Source organism: Bradyrhizobium sp. in8p8 (assembly GCF_000426845.1).
Lineage (GTDB): Bacteria > Pseudomonadota > Alphaproteobacteria > Rhizobiales > Xanthobacteraceae > Bradyrhizobium > Bradyrhizobium japonicum_C.
Genome location: NZ_AUGD01000001.1, coordinates 429189 through 448179, shown reverse-complemented (window position 1 = coordinate 448179; position 18991 = coordinate 429189). Strand labels below are relative to the sequence as shown.

The window sequence follows — 18991 nt, the reverse complement described above, 5'->3', positions numbered from 1 at the left end:
GGCACCCGCCTCTGGGTCACCGCTCGTCCGCTGCGAGCCGCATTTTCTTAAATAGGCCTAGGCGTTCTTCGTCCCCGAGAACGGCTTTGCCTGGTACCTTGCCGACGCTCGAGAGCATCGGTTTTCGCTGCAATCCCTGTGCCGGGGTGGCAAGCAAAATTGAGACAGTCTTCCTGTCCTAACCATCACCTTGCCAAATTTTTGTCTAGCACACAAGCGTGGGAAAGTCCCGATTCCCGATAAGTCAATCAATCGCTTTCCAAAAGTTGCGCAGCCCCGGTTTTGAAGCAAACGCGCCGTGTTCCGGCCCCGCGCGCGCCGAAATCGCAAATGAAGCTTCGGATCAGCCCTTCGGAGAGCGCGCCACGCCGCGAGAAGCGAAAGATGGCGGCCATCCGGGGGCCTGACAGGAGCGTCTCGACCATGAAGTTTTTCACAGGATGTGTGGCCGTCGCCACGCTGATGCTGGCGGCAAGTGCAGCTCAAGCGCAGGTTCCCGCGCGCGGTATCGCGGGAGGGGCCGTCATCGCGGTGTCGGATTTCGACGGGCCTTATGCGTCGCCAGAGGTGGCGCCGCCTCCGTCCCCGCGTTACGGCTACGGCTACGAGGAGCGCGGTTCGGTCCCGCAGTTGCTGCCGTCCACCGAGGTCTACGCGGTGTTGCGCGACAACGGCTTCCTGCCGCTTGGCATCCCGCGCCTGCGCGGCAGCGTCTACACCATCGCGGTGATCGACCGCCGCGGTGAGGACGGCCGGCTGGTGATCGACGCCCGCGACGGACGGGTCCTGCGCTTCATGCCGGCCGCTGATGCCTACGGCATGGCCCCCGCCTATGACGAGCGCGCGGTCGCGCCTTACGGCCCGCAAAGCGCGCTGCCGCCGCCGACCGTGATCCGCAGCGGTCCGCCGCGCCCGCCAGGCTCGATCCCGCATGTGGCGAGCCGCGCCGTGCCGCTGCCCAAGGCAGCCCCGCGCCGCGGCGAGACGCCGGTGGCTGCCGCGAAGCCCGAGCCGGCGGAGGCCCAAGCCCGTCAGGCGTTGCCTTCGCAGCAAGCGGCCAAGGCGGCCGAGCCCGTGCCGCAAGCTTCCGCACCGACCGTCGGGCAGGCGAAGCCGTCGGCCACGATCTTGCCGACGCAGGAGATGCCTGCGGCGCAGGGGCTGGATTAGCGCCGCGAGTTGGACACGATGGCGCCAGCCATGATCACGTTTGTCGTCCCTGCGAACGCAGGAACGAAAGCTGAGCAAACGAAAGGCGCCGAATGCTCAGGCGCCTTTCATCAAGCAGTCGCGGCTCAGCTCCGCGGGTACCCCGCCGCTTCCAGGATCAAGTTCGCAATATCCTTCGGATGCGACACCAGGGACAGGTGACCGGCGTCGAGCTCGATCGTGGTGGCGTTCATGCGCTTGGCGAGGAAGCGCTCGAAGTCGGGGTTGATAGTGTAGTCGTTCTTCGACACTGCGTACCAGCTCGGCTTGGAGCGCCACGCCGCCTCCGTGGATCGAAGCCGCGGTCGGCCATTGTACGGCATAGAGCTCCTTGGCCTGGTTCGGCTTCACGCCGTTGGCGAAGTACTTCAGGAAAGCGTCTTCCGAGAGCTTGGTGTAGCCATCGCGCTCGACGACGCCGGCGCGCGCGGGCCCGGTCGGAAACTGCTTCGAGAGCGCCACGAAATCCTCGTTGGCATCGGGTGCGCGGGCGGCGACGTAGACGAGGCCGGTGACCTTCGGGTCGGTGCCGACCTGGCTGATCACGGTGCCGCCCCAGGAATGCGCAGCCAGCACGGTCGGACCATCCTGCTCGGCCAGCGCGCGCTTGGTCGCGTCCACGGAGTCCGCAAGCGAGGACAGCGGATTCTGGACCGCGGTAACATGCAGGCCTGCCGCTTGCAGGATCGGGATCACCTCCGACCAGCTCGAGCCGTCGGCCCAGGCACCATGCACCAGCACGACGTTCTTGGCTTTGACCGTCTGTATGGCCTGCGCATGAGCAAGGCCGAGGGGAGCCGCCAGCAGGCCCGCGGCGACGAAAAGGCTGCGCCAGAGTGAGATGATCTATCTCCGTCTTGTTTGGGTTCGATGCCCAAAGGACGGAGGGAGAAATGGCGGCGTTACGCGCTTTCACCGCCCTGTGAATGCAATGCACAACGGAGAAACGCCCCGGGGCACCGGGGCGTTTCGCAACCTGGACGTTTGCTTGGCTTAGGCGGCTTGCGCCGAGTTCTCGATCACCTGGGCCTTCGCGCCGGCGTTGATCGCAATCTGGCGAGGCTTCTTGGCTTCCGGAATCTCGCGCACGAGATCGACGTGAAGCAGCCCGTTCTCGAGCGAGGCGTCCTTCACCTGCACGAAGTCGGCAAGCTGGAAGGCACGCTCGAAGGCACGCGCGGCAATACCGCGGTAGAGCACTTCGGACTTGGTGTTTTCGTTAGCGACTTTCTCGCCCTTGATCGTCAGCGTGTTTTCCTTCGCGACGATGGAGAGCTCGTCCTTGGCGAAACCGGATACCGCGACGGTGATGCGGTAGGCGTTCTCGCCGGTGCGCTCGATGTTGTAGGGCGGATAACCGGGGCTGCCGTCCGAGCTGGCCTGGTCGAGCAGGTTGAAGAGGCGGTCAAAGCCGACGGTGGAGCGATAGAAGGGGGTGAGATCGTAAGTACGCATGGTCAAGTCCTCCATTGAGCGACTGTTAGGCAACCCGCCCGCCATCGGGCCGGGCTCATCTCTGTGTGCAGCCTGATGTTCCGGTTCCGAAACACTGGTAGCGGCCTGCACGGAAATGATATGGGTGGAACGAGACGGCGTTCAAGAGGGCGGCATTTGCGCCTTTTCGGCGCTTCAGCCCCTTGATTTGCAGTGCTTCCCGCCTATGACGCTGGTCTCAATTCCCGCCAATCCCGTCCCTGAAAACGTCGTCAGCGGCACCATCAAGACCCCCGACGGCGTCGAGCTGCGCTTTGCGCGGTGGGCGCCGCCGGCGGGCCGCAAGGGCACGGTCTGCGTCTTCACAGGGCGCAGCGAGCAGATCGAGAAATATTTCGAGACTGTGCGCGACCTGCGCGACCGCGGCTTCGCGGTGGCGATGATCGATTGGCGCGGGCAGGGCCATTCCTCCCGCCGCCTGCGCGATCCGCGCAAGGGCTATGTGCGCGACTTCGCCGATTTCGAGATCGACGTCGAGACCTTCGTGCAGCAGGTGGTGCTGCCGGATTGCCCGCCGCCGTTCTTCGCGCTCGCCCACTCCATGGGAGGCACGGTGCTGTTGCGAGTGGCGCATGCCGGCAAGCGGTGGTTCGACCGCATGGTGCTGTCGGCACCGATGATCGACCTGCCCGGACGCACCACCTCGTTTCCGGTGCGCGCCCTGCTCAAGACGATGCGCCTGCTTGGACAGGGCGGCCGTTACGTTCCCGGCGGCAGCGATCGCCTCACCGGCCTCGATCCTTTCATCAACAATCCCCTGACCAGCGACCCCGTGCGCTATGCGCGCAATGCCGCGATCCTGGAGGAGGATCCGACGCTCGGACTGGCGTCTCCGACGGTTGCCTGGGCCGATACCGCCTTCAGCGCGATGCATACCTTCAAGCGCGCGAACTACCCCTCGCAGATCCGCCAGCCGATCCTGATGCTCGCGGCGTCCAACGACACCGTGGTCTCGACCGCGGCGATCGAGGAGTTCGCGTATCATTTGCGAGCCGGCTCCCATCTCGTGATCGCCGGGGCCAAGCACGAGATCCTGCAGGAGCAGGACCGCTACCGCTCCCAGTTCTGGGCCGCCTTCGATGCCTTCGTGCCGGGCACGCCGCTGTTCAAGTGAGCGCGTGAGCGAGGGATCGCGACACGAACTCGTCATGCCCGGGCTTGTCCCGGGCATCCACGTTCATGGTAGGCGGAAAGGTTCGTGGCCGGCGGGGACAAGCCCGGCCATAAGACGAAGAACTCTGGTCGCGTTAAAGCGTCTTCAGATACTCGATCAGGTCGTAGCGCTCGGCATCGTCCTTGAAAATGCGGCCGATGACGCCGGCACGTTTCGGCTCGCCTTGCTTCAGCTCGAAGGAATGGCCGAGCACGCTGTTGCCCCGGATCGGCTGGCCGTCAGAACCGATCGCTGAAAACTCCGTTTCTCCCGTCCTGCAGCTCTCGTTGGCGGTGACTGCGAAACCCACGGTTTCAGGGTCATAGTCGCGACGGCCCATGCAGAATTTTTGCGGACGCTCGTTCTGCGGCTTCAGCAGCCAGTACAGCGAAGGGACCGAGCCGTTGTGGAGGTAAGGGGCCGTTGCCCAGATGCCGTTCAGCGGCCGCGCGCGGTAGCGCGGGTCTGGCGCTGGATTGAGGCAGTTCTTGCGCGCCAGATTCCACATCCTCCCTCGCTCGGCCTCCGGAATGTTTTCATCATCCATCCACTTGCGGACGGCGAGGTCGACCACCGTCATCAGGCCGAGCGCATAGACCATCTCGTTGGGCGATTTGCTCGCGGTCGGGACCTCGCATTGCCACCATGTCTGCAGGTCGGCCGTATTCACCTTCAGGAAGCCGGGCACGTCGACGATCCTCTTGCTGAGGACGAGCGACTGCTCGGGATCAGTCTTGATCTCATCGAGAGGGATCGTCACCGCGTTCAGGACCTTGCTGTCGCCGCTCGGCTCCCAGCGCTTCGACGACCAGAAGGCCGGCGTGTCGACGGCCGGCAAATGACATCCAGAGCACATCTCCGCGTAGATCGCGCGGCCGCGCTCGACGCGGTCCGGCTTCAGCTTCCAGGCGTCTCCGAGAATGTGCGAGGGCCATTTCGGCGCGAGCAGGCCGCCGAACTTCGGACCGGCAACAGGATCGGCCGTTTTGAACGGATCGGGGCCTCGCAGCATGTCCTCGATCCAGCCGAGGGTTCTGACATTTACCGACGAACGCCAAAGCCTGTCCTCGGGAAAGGCGTCGGACAGGTTGAGCAGCGCCGTGACGCCGAGCGCTTCGCCGGCATTGCGGATCAGCGGCTGCTCGATCGAGGCGTCGTACTGGGCGAACTTGAACCACGGTACGGTCCAGATCGCGGGGTAGCTCACCGGGGCGTCCTGGGCGTGCAGATTCTTCTCGAACCCCTTGACGCCGCTCATTGCGAGGTCCTGCGAGAAGACCTGGTTGCCGATGCGGTTGAGGGCGTCGAGGCGGCCGAATCCTTCCTCGGTGTCCTGCTGCTGCTTGCCGTCCCAGGTCTTCTTGCCCTCGATCGTCTTGTCGTAATTCTTGGCCCAGTCGATCAGGAAGCTGCCGATCGTGCTGAGCTTCTGCTTGAGCGCGGCGCGGTCCGTGTCGCTGGCCTCAGGGCCGAGCACGCGATCGGCAAAGCGCTGGAAGCGGAATGGGACGTACAGCGTGTAGGCGATCGACAGGCCAGTCGCGAGCTCGAGCTTCTTCAGGTCGGTCATGGCCGCACCGCCATCGAAGCGGATGTCGACGCCCTGATAATGGATCTGGCCGGTATGGCAGGCCGCGCAGGTCAGCCCGATCATGTCGTCTTCGCGGCGCCCGGTCGCGGGATCGACCACGCCGTTCATGCGCGCGAAGCCGACCGGCAGGCCGTCGACGTTCTCCGCCGGCGTCCATCGCGTCGACCAGTCCGACACCTGCGCCGTCTCGTAGACATTGGCGTAGCCGAAGCGGCGCAGCGTCGCCGTGTCGGCCTGGATCGTCTGCGGGCTCGGGATGAAGCCGAAACGCTCGAGATAGGCGCTGTCCTTGATCATGCCGGGCTTCGAGAACAGATGAAGCCGCGGCTGCTCCAGCGCCACGAACCACTCATAGGGCACCGGGAAGGTCGCAGTGCCCTGGCTAGCATGGTGGAACCAGTGCCGGTCCTTCAGCGACCAGTTCTGCTCGAGCCAGTAAGCGGCCTTCGTCTCGGGCACGGTCGGCAGGGGCGGCGGCAGCAGGTTCACGAGCACTCCCTTCTGCGGCAGCATGGCGCGAACCTGGTTGGGGAATTCGGCGACGGCCACTAGGACTGCGAAGCCAAGACCGATGACGAGCGCCGTCAGCGCGGCCGCCCAGCGAAAGCGGAGCTGGCAGGACGACAGCAGCGGCTGCGACAAAATCCGCTGATTGATGCGCTCGGGGAATTTGCGCTCCTCGAACAGCGTGCGCACGTCGGCCACGCTGAGATAGCGCTCCTCGTCCTGTTTGCCCTTGCCCATGATCTTCAAAAGGATCGGCCATTCGAACTTCATCAGCAACGGGTAGTACCAGCGCGCGGCGTTGCCCGCGCGCTTGAGGTTGTCGCGCATGAAGGTCTTGATTTCCGCGGCGTTGAGGCCGGGCTCGCTGCTGCCGGTGTTTGGATCAATGTAAGTCCGGCCGAAGCTCGCGAGTCGCGCGATCTCGTCCTCGTTGACCTTGCCGTCCACGCCAAGGATGCGCGAGCCGGCACCGTGCTTGTCCAGCGGCCCGCCGCGTAGCGCGTCGAGCTGCGCGCCCGACCAGATGCTCTTCAGGATGTGCTTGAAGCCGTTGGCGATGAGGGCGACGCAGCGGACCTGAATGCGCGCCCAGACCTTCTTCAGCCCGGTCTCGCCGGTCGCGTTGGCGATGGTCTGCGACAGCGTGTTGAGCGGGACCGTCCCGCCGTCGACGAAGCCTTCTCCGACGAGGCCGCGCAGGAACGGGCAGGGATTGTTCGGCGAGACCGGGATCGAGGGATCGAGGGGCGGCTTCGAAGCGGGGTGATGCATGGCCCAATCCTGAAGACAGCGAATCGTGAAAAGCAGGCGCGCCGTTAGAGCGCGGAAAGTCCTAACAAACCGGCACAATATACGACTTGGGCGTGTGACGAAGTGTGGCGGAGTTCACTTATCGCGGCAAGAGCAGGCGGCCGCCGATAGGGCGTGATGGACTCGCAGCCCGCCGTTCAGGACTCGGCGGCGCGTTTGAGGTCGCTCTGCAACAGGGTCAGCTTACTGAGCGGCACGCCGGCCTTCAGCAGCCCCTCGCGATAATGGGCGATGTCTTCGGGCCGCTTCCAATGGAAATTTCGCAGGTGCCGGTCGACGTTCAGCGACGGATAGTTTGCCATCAACACGCCGGCGGCTTCGCTCGCCTCGTCGCTTCGCCCAAGTTGCGCCAGCGCCGCGGCGCGGATCGCCAGCGCCTGCATGTGGTTCGGATTGATGTAGAGCTGCTCGCGGGCCCATGACAGGGTCGCGTCATATTGGCGCAACAAGTAGTGGCTGAACGCGTTCAGCGCCGCCCATTGATAGCGCGGGTCGCTGTTGTCGCGCTGCGAGGCCATCGAGAACAGCTCGATCGCCTCTCGGTGCTCGCCGATCATGAAATGGCAGATGCCGAGCACGCCGCGTGCGCCATTGTCGTAGGGATTGAGCGCGACCGCGCGCTTTGCGGCATCCATCGCGGCCTCGTGATGTCCCTCCAGCGAATGGGCCCAGGACAGGATCGAGAACGCGAACGACGAGCGCGGATCGAGGCGCACGCTGGTTTCGGCGAGGTTCATCGCCTCGGCCCACATCTCCCGCGTGCCCTTGACCCAGCCGAACTGAATGCTCTGGATCTGGATCGTGCCCAGATAGGCATGCGCGATCGACAGTTTGGGATCGAGCCGGATGGCTTCGCGGAACAGGTCGACGGCGGCGGCCAGATCCTCCTTGGTCTGCCGGTAGTAATGCGACAGCCCCTTGAGGAAACGGTCCCAGGCGGAGACGTCGGTCGAGAGCCGCGCCGGCGCCGAAGCTTCGGCGCGCACGATTTCGGTGGCGATGGCGGCGGACAGGTTGGTGGTGATCTCGTCCTGCATCGCGAAGAGATCGCCGATGTCGCGGTCGTAGCGACCGGTCCAGAGCTGCTCACCCGTCTCCGGCGCGATCAGCTCGGCGGTGACGCGGATCTTGGCCCCGGCGCGCCGAACCGAGCCCTGGATCAGATAAGTGGCGTCGATCTCGCGCGCGATCAGTCGCGTGCTGGTGTTCTTGCCCTTGAAGATGAAGGTCGAGTTGCGGCTCAGCACGCGATAGAAGGATTGCAGCGACAGCGCGTGGATCAGGTCCTCGGTCAAGCCGTCGGAGAAATACTCGTCCTGTGCATCGCTGAGATTGGCGAAGGGCAGCACGCCGACGATCGCGGTGCGGTACTGCTGCGAGAGAGCGGACGCCTCTCTCAGCTCGGGAGCGAGCGCCGGCGCGCCCTCGGGCGTCCAGGTAAAGACCCCGATCGCATCCTTGATGTTCTTGAAGCGATGGTTGCCGGCATCGGTCAGCGGCATCGCCAGATGCTTGCTCGCCTCACCATAGGCTTTGGCCGAGATCGCGAACCCGCCGGGGCTCGCTACCGATTCCAGGCGGACGGCGATGTTGACGTCGTCGCCGAAGACCTCGTCCTCGTCGGCGATGACGTCGCCCATATGGATGCCGAGCCGGAACTGCATGGCGCGGTCGGCAGGCAGATGGCGGTTGCGCTCGGCCATCAGCGTCTGCATCGAGAGCGCCGCCTCGGTGGCGCCGACGATTGAGGCGAACTCGAGCAGGAAGCCGTCGCCGGTGTTCTTCACGACGCGACCGCCGTGATTGAGGATGATGGGGTGGATTGCTGCACGATGGGCCTTGAAGGCGGCATGCGTGCCGGCCTCGTCGCTGCCCATCATGCGCGAATAGCCGGCGACATCGGCGCAGACGATGGCGGCCAGACGTCTTTCCATATCGGCGAAGCTCCGAGGGATAGGAGACCGACCACGGCGTGGCGGTCGCCTTGAATCCCGCATTTCAAGAACCCTGCCTTTATAAAGCAGATGCGGCCGAGCGGAAGCACGATCCGCACTGCAATTTCGGGTAGATCTTGCGCGGCCGACGGTGGACGGGTCCGCGCGAACCGACTAAGTGGAACCAACACGCCCGGGCGGGTGGCGGAGGGTGGCGCATGCTGGGCATTCACGAAATCGGGCTTTTCGTCCTCTCGGGCGTGCTGCTCAACATCACGCCGGGGCCGGATTCGGTTTATGTGATCGGCCGCAGCATGCAGATGGGCTGGCGGGGCGGCGCCGCTGCTGCCTTGGGCATCAGTTGCGGCTGCTTTGTCCATGTCGCGGGCGCGGCGATCGGGCTTTCCGCGCTGCTGATGGCCTCGTCGACCGCCTTCTCGATCCTGAAGCTGGTCGGCGCGGCCTATCTCGTCGTCACCGGCCTCCAGATGCTGTGGTCGCGACCGGCCCTCGTTTCGGCCGTGGACGAGCCGGTGCGGAGCTCGTTGCGCCGGGTCTTCCTCCAGGGCGTCTTCACCAACGCGCTCAATCCCAAGGTCGCGCTGTTCTTCCTGGCCTTCCTGCCACAATTCGTCGCAGCCGATGCGCCGCACAAGCCGCTCGCCTTCCTGACGCTCGGCCTGATTTTCATCTTCACGGGCACGCTCTGGTGTCTGGTGCTCGCCGCCTCTGCGGCCAGGGCCGCCCACCGGCTGCGGCAGTCCGAGGGCGCGATCGCCTGGGTCAATCGCGCTCTCGGTGGGCTGTTCATCTATCTCGGAATCCGCGTCGCCATGCTGGAGGCGCGGTGAGCTCACCTGTCCCAGGGGGAGGAGGTGAATCGGGCGTCACACCTGGATCGAATTCCGGGCTCTCAGGCGAACTCCTGCGCCAGCGCGCTGCCCGCAAGATAGAGGCCGAGCAGAATCATCGCGATCAGGAACCAGCGGCGGAACGCTTCTGCCGGCATCCGCGCCCGCACCGATTGGCCGAGGAACATGCCGGCAAAGGCCATGGCGAGGCCAACGGCACCCGGCAGGGCATTGGCGGGCGTCAGCAAGCCAACGGCCGTAAGGTTGAAGGCGAGCGCCAGCGTTGCCGTCGTGAAGAACACGCCGAGCGCCTGCACCAGCTCGTCCTTTTCCATGCCGATCGCCTGCATGAAGGGCATTGAGGGGATCACCTGCACGCCTGTCGAGGCCGAGATCACGCCGGTGATAACGCCGACCACCCCGCCGACCCATTTCTCGTTCCGCGGTGAAACGTGGAAATGGAATTTGTTCAGGCCGATCACCGCGTAGATGACGAGCAGAATGCCGAGCACGATCGTGCCGTAGCGCGCATGCGGGCCGGTCAGTGCGCCGGCATTGAGCCAGCAGCCGACCACAGTGCCGATCATCAGCGGCCATAGCCGCCTCAGGATGTCCCGCAGGTAAGGACCGACGAAGGTCTGCCAGATGTTGGTGACGATGGCAGGCACGATCACGATCGCAATGGCGCGGCTGGGGGCCATGCTCACCGCGAGCAGGCCCATGGACACCGTCGGCAGGCCGAGGCCGATGACGCCCTTGACGAATCCCGCCAGCAGGAAGACGGCGGCGATCAGGATGAGGAGCGGGTCGATCATCTCAGCACATTGACGGAAGCTGCGCGCCGGCACAATCTGGAGGTTACGGAGAGAGCCTTCGCTGCAAACGAAGGCATGAAAGACCTCTTATGCGCTTCGACCTCGTCGATCTCCAGCTCTTCATCGCGGTCGCCGACCAGCGCAGCATCACCCGCGGCGCGGAGCGCTCGCACCTAGCGCTGGCCTCGGCCAGCGCGCGCATCAAGGGTCTCGAGGATGCGCTCGGCGTCGCGCTGCTCAAGCGCGGGCGCCGCGGCGTGGAGTTGACCGCCGCCGGCGAGAGCCTGCTCGATCATGCCAGGCTCGTCATCCACCAGATCGACGCCATGCGCGGCGATCTCGCCGGATTTGCCTCTGGTATGCGTGCCAGCGTGCATTTCCTCGCCAACACGTCGGGGCTGTCGGAGCATCTGCCGAAGGCGCTCGCCGGCTTCCTGCGCGCGCATCGCGACATCGCCGTCGACATCGAGGAGCGCGAGAGCACCGACATTGCGGCGGTGGTCACCGCCGGTGCGGCCGATCTCGGCTTCGCCGCCGAGCACGCGCTGCCCGATCATATCGAGCGCTTCGTCTTCAGCGAGGACCGCCTGACGCTGGTGACGTCGAAGCGCGGCCCCTTCGCCGACCGCCGCCGGATCGACTTTCAGGAGGCGGGAGCCTGCGACTTTGTCGGCCTGACAAGCGCCACCGCGCTCCAGATGCACATCTCGAAGCACGCGGCGCGGCTCGGTATGCGACTGCATGTCCGCGCCCGCCTGCGCGACTTCGACGCGATCTGCCAGATGGTTGCCGCCGATGTCGGCGTTGCTCTGGTGCCGGAAGCTGCCGCCCGTCGCTGCGCCAGGACCATGCCGCTCGCCATGGTCCGCCTGCGCGATCCGTTCGCCAACCGTCGACTCGTGATCTGTGCGCGGAGCTTCAAGGCGCTGCCAAAGCCGGCCAAGATGCTGGTGGAGCATTTGCGGGCAGAGGCGGTGTGAGCGAACCCTTACCCTCCCCTGGAGGGGGAGGGGCCACCGTGCGAAGCGCGAGCGGGATGGGGTGACAGTCTCTCCATTGAGGCACTGCCTGTGTGGAGAGATCACCCCACCCCGCTTCACCTCTCGCTTCGCTCAAGGCGAAGCGCCCCGCCTCCAGGCGGGGTAAGAACCACCTACTTCGCCGTCTCCCGCTCCCGCGTCGGACATGCAAGCCCTCCGACCGCTCGCTACTGGTTCAAAAGCTTCAACGCTTCTTCGTGAACCCGCGCATCGCCGGCCGCGATGATGCGGCCGCCGCCCTGGGCCGGCTCGCCTTCCCATGTGGTCACGACGCCGCCGGCGCCGGTCACGATCGGGATCAGGGCCGCAATGTCGTAGGGTTTCAGCTCGGTCTCGACCACGAGATCGACGTGGCCGGCCGCCAGCATGCAATAGGAGTAGCAGTCGCCGCCATAGCGCGACAGCCGCGCAGCCCGCTCGATGCGGCCGAACACGGCGCGGTCGCTCTCGTTCATCAGCAGCGGGCTGGTGGTGTAGCTCGTTGCCTCAGACAGCGAAGCGCAGCGGCGAACCTGGAGCCGGCGCGCGCCGGACGGGCCTTTGTAGTTGGCCGAACCGTTGTCGCCGGAAAAGCGCTCGCCGATGAAGGGCTGATGCATCATGCCGTACACCGGCGCGCCCTTGTGCAAAAGCGCGATCAGCGTGCCCCAGATCGGAAAGCCGCCGATGAAGGATTTGGTGCCGTCGATGGGGTCGAGCACCCAGACATAGTCTGCGTCCTCGCGCTCGTTGCCGAATTCCTCGCCCACGATGCCGTGCTGGGGGAAGCTTGCCTTGATCAGCCTGCGCATCACCGCCTCCGCGGCGCGGTCGGCCTCCGTCACCGGGTCGAAATCCCTGGTCTTGCTCTTGTCGTCGATCGAGAGGGACGTGCGGAAGAACGGCAGGATGGTTTCGCCGGAGGCGGTGGCGAGCCGTCCGATGAAGGCGGAGAAATCGATCACCGTCACGGGAATCCTCGAAGCGAAAGTTGGATGAAGCTCGCCTTCTGCCTAGCTCAATTCGTCTCCGACGTGCAGCGCTGTCTTGATTTGCTCCCTGGTATTTTGGATGCCCGGAGCGACTGCTCGTTCGGTCATCCCGGGGCCAAAAATCGATCATAGAGTTGAAAGCTTAGTTCCGAGGTTGCGGCCCGCGCCCCCAAACGACTATCAACCCATTGAATTTCCTTATCAAAGAAACTGAATCTGGGTTTCCAAGGAAGCAACTGAGCCATGTGCTAATTGCATGGGAAACGGCTCAAAAGCCCTTGCACTTTGTGCGGCGCGGCCGCATATTGTTGCGGTGCGGTAGCGCTTGGCGTTACCGCTGCCCTCCTTGGGCGTTTCCTCCCTAGACTTGGGCCGCTTGCGTCATTCGCGAGCGGCCCTTTTTTCTTGGGGCTCTGGTTTCATTCGGTGCGCGGAAACCTGCGAAGCGAAAGCGGATTCGCGCTTCGCATGGGCAACACGAATGCAGCTTGCTCTATTCCGCCGCGGCTTGGAACGGGCCGAGATCGGCGAAGGGGATCGTGGTCGCCAGCACGTCGGCGAGGACACCGAAATCGGACGCCACTTGCACGAAGCGCGCGCTTCGCTCGCGTCGCCGCTCATCCATGTAGATCGCGCGATTAAGCTCGAGCTGCACCGCGTGCAGACCGCTTGCGGGGTTGCCGTAATGTTCGGTGATGAAGCCGCCGGCATAGGGCTTGTTGCGGCCGATCGAATAGCCGAGCCCGGTCATGGTCTCCTCGACGCAATCGGGCAGCAGCGGCGTGCAGCTCGTGCCATAGCGATCGCCGATCACGACGTCGGGACGGCGCGGCTCGTCTCTGCTGACACCGACCGAGGGCATCGAGTGGCAATCGACCAGCACCACGGTGCCGAACATCTGATGAACCTTGTTGATCAACCGGCGCAGCGCGCGATGGTAGGGCTTGTAGAGCGTCTCGATCCGCCCCAGCGCATCGTCGACCAGGATGCGGTCGCGGTAGATCTCCTGGCCATCGCCGACCACGCGCGGAATCGTGCCGAGGCCGCCGGCGACCCGCATCGAGCGGGTGTTGGCGAAGCTCGGCAGGCGGCCGGTGAACATGCGTGGGTCGAGCTCATACGGCTCGCGATTGACGTCGACATAGGAGCGGGGGAAGTTGACCCGCACCGTCGGAAAGCCTCGCTCGCTCAAATGGCCGATCAGCTCGTCCATAAACGAATCTTCCGAACGCCGCAGCGTCGGCAGGTCGATTCGCGAGGCCGCCAGGAATTCGTCCGGATAGGTTGAGCCGGAATGGGGCGAGTTGAAGATGACAGGCGCGCGCCATTGCGCGGGCTCCACGATCTCGAAGGCTGGCGACGTCTCGCCGTCAAACCGGGTCATCTTCTCAGGTTTCGTCCCTCGGGCCGGGATCTGGCAGGAGCCAGTTCGCATTGAGTTCGGCCGATCGAGCGGCTCTTATGTGTCGTCATTGTCCGGAATCGCAACCATTCTGCCAAGCGAAAAGATGTGACGGCGCGTTGGAACACCTCTTAACCGTGCCGACAGGGAGGCGGGATGGGCCAAGGCGGCTCGATTGATTCGAGCCGCTTTCCGGTTCAGAAGAGTGCGGCAGCGCAGCCGACTCAGGGTAAAGATTTTCACCCCAAATTTACCCTCTGTCGGGCTTAGTGATCTCTGCTGATATCCTCTGGGGATGCGACATTTCCTGCCATGCCAAAGATCCTGCTCGCCGAAGACGACAACGACATGCGCCGTTTCCTGGTCAAGGCGCTGGAAAACGCCGGTTTTCAGGTTTCGTCCCATGATAACGGCATGGCCGCCTATCAGCGGCTGCGAGAAGAGCCGTTCGAGATGCTGCTGACCGACATCGTGATGCCCGAGATGGACGGCATCGAGCTCGCCCGCCGGGCTTCGGAACTCGACCCTGATATCAAGATCATGTTCATTACCGGCTTCGCCGCGGTCGCCCTGAATTCGGATTCGGACGCCCCCAAGAACGCCAAGGTGCTGTCCAAGCCGGTGCATCTGCGCGAGCTGGTCAGCGAAGTGAACAAGATGCTGGCGGCCTGAATCAGGCCCCTTCCGTCCTTGCGCCGGCTCCCCTGAGCCGTTATAGGGACCCACCCGATCTTAGACGACCTCTAGGGCACGTAGCTCAGCGGGAGAGCACTACCTTGACATGGTAGGGGTCACAGGTTCGATCCCTGTCGTGCCCACCATCCTCTTCAACGATTTGGGCGCCCGGCGCCTGGGGCTGAAGAGGAGGTTTCTACAAGATTTCCACGAAGACTCATCTCGACGCGGGCTACCCCCGTGCAACTAGCGCGCGGATTCCGCCGATCTGACAGCGCGCGGTAGCCGCGTCACGCGAAGCGCCTCTGTCGTCAACAGCGCGTTTCGGAGCCAAGACTCTCCGGGCTCTCCGGGGGGCGGTCAGATTTTCCGACCTGATGGAGGAAGCTGGCGGCTCTCAAGTTCCGTCCGTTTTGTGGTCCATCGCCGCTGCGCACTTCACCTCGCACCAGTAATGGCCGGACGGTGGAACTCGCGGGCGCCGCGGTCGTTGCTTGGCCGCGGCAGCAGGAGCGAGTAGGAGAGCACGTGAATCGACGCCAGCTTGTTCGAGGGTCGGCGTTGCTGCCGGCGCTGCTGCTCGCCTCGCGCGGGCGTTTCGCCGCGGCGTCAGACGACGCGTTCAGCCCGTCCACGGTGAGGGACTTGGCGCGGATGCTGGCGGGCAAACCGTACGAGGCGCCGGACGAGAAGCTCCCGAGCGCATTGAAGGATCTCGACTACGATAAGTATCGTTCGATCCGCTTCTTGCCCGAGCGCGCGCTCTGGCGCGGCAAGAATCTTCCATTCGAAGCGCAGTTCTTCCATCGCGGCTTCTTCTACAAGAACAGAGTGAACATCTTCGAGGTCGTGGACGGAAAGGCAACCGAGCTCAAGTACCGCAAGACAGACTTCTCGTTCGGCGAGAAGATTCCGGCGTTCGAGGACATGGATCTCGGCTTCGCCGGCTTTCGCATACACGCGCCCATGAACCGCCCCGACTATTACGACGAGGTCTGCGCCTTCCTCGGCGCGAGCTATTTTCGCGCCGTTGCCAAGGGGCAGACGTACGGGCTTTCAGCCCGCGGGCTCTCGATCGATACGGGCGAAAGCAAGGGCGAGGAATTTCCGCTCTTCAAGGCGTTCTGGCTCGAGCGGCCGGCGCCTGGTGCGTCCTCGCTGGTGATCCATGCTCTGCTCGACAGCAAGAGCTGCGCAGCGAGCTACCGGTTCACGGCGCGACCTGGGGACACGACGGTCTTCGACGTCGAAATGTCGGTCTACCCGCGCGTCGAAATGCAGCGGGCCGGGCTCGCGCCCATGACGAGCATGTTCTTCTATGGTCCGAACGACCGCAACGACATCGATGATTTTCGTCCGTCCGTCCACGATTCCGATGGCCTTGCGATCTTCAACGGAAAGGGCGAAAGCCTGTGGCGGCCGCTCAGCAATCCCCGCGACCTCCAGATCAGCACTTTCCAGGATCTCAATCCGCGCGGGTTCGGCTTGATGCAGCGGGAGAGAGACTTCTCCGCCTATCAGGACATCGAGTCCAGCTTCGAAAAACGCCCAAGTCTCTGGATGGAGCCGATCGGCGATTGGGGCGAGGGCGGGGTCATGCTGTTCGAGATCCCGACCAAGGAGGAAGTTCACGACAACATCGCTGCATTCTGGCGGCCTAAGGGCCCGCTGCAGGCCAAGGGCGAACACAACTACACCTACCGGCTGCATTGGGGGCCGGATAGTCCGAAGCCGCATTCGCTCGCCAGGTTCACGCGAAGCGGGATAGGTGCCAGGGGTGAGGACGCGCGCCTCTTCGTCCTTGATCTGCTGGGCGACAACCTGAAAGGCGTCGATCCGGCTGGCGTCAAAGGCGTGGTGACGGCCGAAAAGACCGAGGTGAAGAACATCGTCACGCAGCCCAATCCGTACACCGGTGGTTGGCGGCTGAGCTTCCAATGCCAGGTGAAGACCGAGCCGATCGAGCTGCGGGCCTTTCTGACCGCAGGTGACAAGCCCTTATCCGAAGTCTGGGTCTACCGATGGGCCCCGTGAGCCGCGCGCAGCGGCCGATCGCCGAAGACATCGCGGCCCAGCGCCTGCTGCCGGCGGAAGCTCCCCTTCCGATGGCTCCCGGCGACCTGGGAAAGAACCGGGTACGCGACCGGATTCCCGCGCCTGTCACCCCCGCAATGGCCTGGCGGCGCGGCCTCATCCTCCTCTCGACGGCGGCGCTCACGGGGGGCGGCGGGTATGAGATGTATCGCGTGCTGCAGGTCGGTGGCGTAACCGTCCTTGAAGCGATGGTGCTGGCGCTGTTCCTGGTGCTGCTCGCCTGGGTCGCCTTCTCGTTCGCCTCCGCGATGGCCGGCTTCTTTGTGCTGCTTGTCCATCGTCCGGGCGCCTTCGCACCAGACGGGGAGCTCCCTGCGATCGCAAGCCGCACCGCCATGCTGCTTCCTACCTACAACGAAGACCCACACCGATTGACGGCGCGGCTTCGGGCGATCATCGAATCCTTGGAGACGACCTCGCGCGGAAAGCTGTTCGACTGGTACGTTCTGAGCGACAGCACCGATCCGGACATCTGGGTCGCCGAAGAAAAGGCGGTGCTTGCGTTGCGACAGGCCGTTGGAACGCGGCTGTACTATCGCCACCGAGCAGACAATACGGCACGGAAAGCCGGGAACATCTCCGAGTGGATCACGCGATTCGGCGGCGTTTACGACTTCATGATCGTGCTCGACGCCGACAGTCTGATGAGCGGGCAGACGATCGTGAGATTGGTCCATGCCATGGAGAGCAATCCGAGCGCCGGCCTCGTTCAGACGCTCCCCATGGTCGTCAACGCGCGAAGTCTGTTCAGCCGGGTCCAGCAATTCGCTGGCCGCCTGTACGGCCCGATGATCGCCGCGGGCGTAGCCTGGTGGCACGGCTCGGAAGGCAATTACTGGGGCCACAATGCCATCATCCGGGTGAAGGCGTTTGCCGAAGCGGCAGCGCTGCCGCAACTCCGCGGACGTAAGCCGTTCGGCGGGCACATCCTCAGCCACGATTTCGTCGAGGCCGCGCTGATGCGGCGGGCAGGGTGGGGCATCTACATGCTGCCGACGCTCGGGGGCAGTTACGAAGAGGTGCCGCCCTCGCTGCTTGATTTCGCCGCGCGCGACCGACGCTGGTGCCAGGGCAATCTTCAGCATCTCGCTGTGGTGCCCGCGCGGGGGCTCCACTGGGTGTCACGTCTGCATTTCATGGTGGGCATAGGGGCATATCTGACGGCTCCGCTGTGGCTCCTGTTCCTGCTGCTGGGGATGCTGATCTCGCTGCAGGCCCGCTTCGTGCGTCCGGAGTATTTTCCCAAGGGCTTCTCTTTGTTTCCGAGCTGGCCGGCCCAGGATCCCGTGCTCGCCATCTGGGTGTTCGCTGCAACGATGGGGCTGCTGTTGTTGCCGAAGCTGCTGAGCCTGATCCTTGTTTGGATGCGGGGCTCGGTACGACGCCAATTCGGCGGCGCATTGCGAGCCTCGGCCGGCCTTTTCGCAGAGATCGTCGTATCGGCGTTGATGGCGCCGGTGATGATGATCTTCCAGTCGATCGCGGTCGTCGAAATTCTTGCTGGCCGCGATGCGGGCTGGCAGACGCAAAGGCGCGACGACGGGACCGTGGAGCGCCGCGAGCTCTATCGCAAATACGGCGTTCCAACATTGTGCGGCGTTGTCATGGCGGCAAGCGCGTACGCCGTTTCGCTCCCCCTTCTGCTCTGGATGTCGCCTGTCATCGTTGGCCTGCTGTTCGCAGTTCCGATTGGCGCACTGAGCGCCAGGCCCGCGTCCGGCAAATTGTTCGTCACGCCCGAAGAGCGGGAGCCGCCTGCGGTGTTGCGACGAGCGAACGAATTGAGCGCGTCGGCCGATCTAGCGATCAAACCCGCGCTCGTGGAACTGCGCGGAGATGCCGCACTCCTGGCCTTCCACGTTGCGCAACTGCCGCCTCCTCGCGCCGCCCGGCCCGAGACCGTCGACCCAAACCTGGCGGTCGGGCGCGCCAAGGTCGATGCCAGCGAGACTTTCGATCAGGCTGCGGCGCATCTGTCCTCCCGGGAGGTTTTTTCGATCTTGAACGACGGTTCGGCGCTCTCGGCCGTATTGGACAAGCGATGAACACGCGACGGGTGCGCCTATAGGAGAGAGGCAGGTTGGTCCGGGTATTCGATGAGGCGGCGGCTCCCTAGCGCCACTCGCTTTTTCGCGACGGCATGATTGAACGGTTCAAAGACGGGCGTCGAAAAAGGTCGCACCGCTCTCCGAGTTGAGAATGCCCTCCTGCCTAAAAGCCGCGCACAAGGCTAGCGTCTGCATCCCATCCCGGTTCTCACCATTTCTCGCTGCGCATGTAAGGGCTCATCTCGGAAATCAGTGTTGGATCGAATCCATTCCGATAGTCAGCCAGGCAACCTCTCTGAACGCAGCCTTCGATGGTGCGGGACGACGGATGGCTGCTCCACCACATCGCGATTGCCGCAATGAGGATGATGATGAGTTGAAGCTGGAACCTTTCCAT

General features: G+C 64.2%; 15 protein-coding genes and 1 tRNA gene. 8 read left to right on the top strand and 8 right to left on the bottom strand.

Annotated features, from left to right (window positions below; genetic code table 11):
* Positions 1–248: 248 nt before the first annotated feature.
* Positions 249–425: a hypothetical protein gene (locus K408_RS41850; protein WP_155248242.1), complete on the bottom strand. Its 177-nt coding sequence runs from the start codon at positions 423–425 to the stop codon at positions 249–251.
* Here K408_RS41850 and K408_RS0102100 point away from each other — a divergent pair.
* Positions 424–1170 carry a hypothetical protein gene (locus K408_RS0102100; RefSeq protein WP_024337370.1) on the top strand — a complete coding sequence of 249 codons (747 nt, stop codon included), beginning with the start codon at positions 424–426 and terminating at the stop codon, positions 1168–1170. The two genes, K408_RS41850 and K408_RS0102100, sit on opposite strands and share 2 nt — an antisense overlap.
* A gap of 96 nt (positions 1171–1266) precedes the next feature.
* Here K408_RS0102100 and K408_RS37515 read toward each other — a convergent pair whose 3' ends face one another.
* Positions 1267–1950 (bottom strand): alpha/beta hydrolase, encoded by a 684-nt coding sequence (locus tag K408_RS37515; protein WP_433994133.1) that lies wholly within the window; start codon positions 1948–1950, stop codon positions 1267–1269.
* A gap of 252 nt (positions 1951–2202) precedes the next feature.
* Positions 2203–2664, bottom strand: coding sequence for an Hsp20 family protein (locus K408_RS0102090; RefSeq protein ID WP_024337371.1), 462 nt, complete (start codon positions 2662–2664; stop codon positions 2203–2205).
* Positions 2665–2869: 205 nt separating this feature from the next.
* Here K408_RS0102090 and K408_RS0102085 point away from each other — a divergent pair, with 205 nt between their 5' ends.
* Positions 2870–3817: an alpha/beta fold hydrolase gene (locus tag K408_RS0102085; RefSeq protein ID WP_024337372.1), complete on the top strand. Its 948-nt coding sequence runs from the start codon at positions 2870–2872 to the stop codon at positions 3815–3817.
* Between the two features lie 133 nt (positions 3818–3950).
* On the opposite strand, the gene K408_RS0102080 is transcribed toward K408_RS0102085, so the two are convergent.
* The gene (locus K408_RS0102080; protein ID WP_024337373.1) at positions 3951–6725 is read right to left on the bottom strand and encodes a di-heme-cytochrome C peroxidase; all 2775 of its coding nucleotides are present in this window, start codon (positions 6723–6725) and stop codon (positions 3951–3953) included.
* A gap of 176 nt (positions 6726–6901) precedes the next feature.
* On the bottom strand, positions 6902–8698 hold the full coding sequence (locus tag K408_RS0102075; protein ID WP_024337374.1) for an adenylate/guanylate cyclase domain-containing protein: 1797 nt from the start codon (positions 8696–8698) through the stop codon (positions 6902–6904).
* 218 nt (positions 8699–8916) lie between these two features.
* Here K408_RS0102075 and K408_RS0102070 point away from each other — a divergent pair, with 218 nt between their 5' ends.
* Positions 8917–9549: a LysE family translocator gene (locus K408_RS0102070; RefSeq protein WP_024337375.1), complete on the top strand. Its 633-nt coding sequence runs from the start codon at positions 8917–8919 to the stop codon at positions 9547–9549.
* Between the two features lie 62 nt (positions 9550–9611).
* Here K408_RS0102070 and K408_RS0102065 read toward each other — a convergent pair whose 3' ends face one another.
* Complete coding sequence (locus K408_RS0102065; protein ID WP_024337376.1) at positions 9612–10364, bottom strand: sulfite exporter TauE/SafE family protein; 753 nt, start codon at positions 10362–10364, stop codon at positions 9612–9614.
* 89 nt (positions 10365–10453) lie between these two features.
* Between K408_RS0102065 and K408_RS0102060 the strand changes: the two genes are divergently transcribed.
* The gene (locus tag K408_RS0102060; protein ID WP_024337377.1) at positions 10454–11344 is read left to right on the top strand and encodes a LysR family transcriptional regulator; all 891 of its coding nucleotides are present in this window, start codon (positions 10454–10456) and stop codon (positions 11342–11344) included.
* Between the two features lie 227 nt (positions 11345–11571).
* On the opposite strand, the gene hisN is transcribed toward K408_RS0102060, so the two are convergent.
* Both hisN and K408_RS0102050 read right to left on the bottom strand, forming a co-directional pair.
* A complete protein-coding gene (hisN, locus tag K408_RS0102055) occupies positions 11572–12354 on the bottom strand; it encodes a histidinol-phosphatase (protein ID WP_024337378.1) in 783 nt (260 codons plus the stop codon).
* 514 nt (positions 12355–12868) lie between these two features.
* The gene (locus K408_RS0102050) at positions 12869–13759 is read right to left on the bottom strand and encodes an N-formylglutamate amidohydrolase (protein WP_024337379.1); all 891 of its coding nucleotides are present in this window, start codon (positions 13757–13759) and stop codon (positions 12869–12871) included.
* A gap of 330 nt (positions 13760–14089) precedes the next feature.
* On the opposite strand from K408_RS0102050, the gene cpdR reads away from it, so the two are divergent.
* The 4 genes from cpdR to mdoH all read left to right on the top strand — a co-directional run bounded on the left by cpdR (position 14090) and on the right by mdoH (position 18591).
* A complete protein-coding gene (gene cpdR / locus K408_RS0102045) occupies positions 14090–14449 on the top strand; it encodes a cell cycle two-component system response regulator CpdR (RefSeq protein ID WP_007597092.1) in 360 nt (119 codons plus the stop codon).
* 74 nt (positions 14450–14523) lie between these two features.
* A tRNA-Val gene (locus tag K408_RS0102040) sits at positions 14524–14598 on the top strand.
* 382 nt (positions 14599–14980) lie between these two features.
* Positions 14981–16486, top strand: a complete 1506-nt coding sequence (locus tag K408_RS0102035; RefSeq protein ID WP_024337380.1) for a glucan biosynthesis protein G — start codon at positions 14981–14983, stop codon at positions 16484–16486.
* Positions 16474–18591 carry a glucans biosynthesis glucosyltransferase MdoH gene (gene mdoH, locus K408_RS0102030; RefSeq protein ID WP_024337381.1) on the top strand — a complete coding sequence of 706 codons (2118 nt, stop codon included), beginning with the start codon at positions 16474–16476 and terminating at the stop codon, positions 18589–18591. Before K408_RS0102035 ends, mdoH begins: the two co-directional genes overlap by 13 nt.
* Positions 18592–18991: the final 400 nt, after the last annotated feature.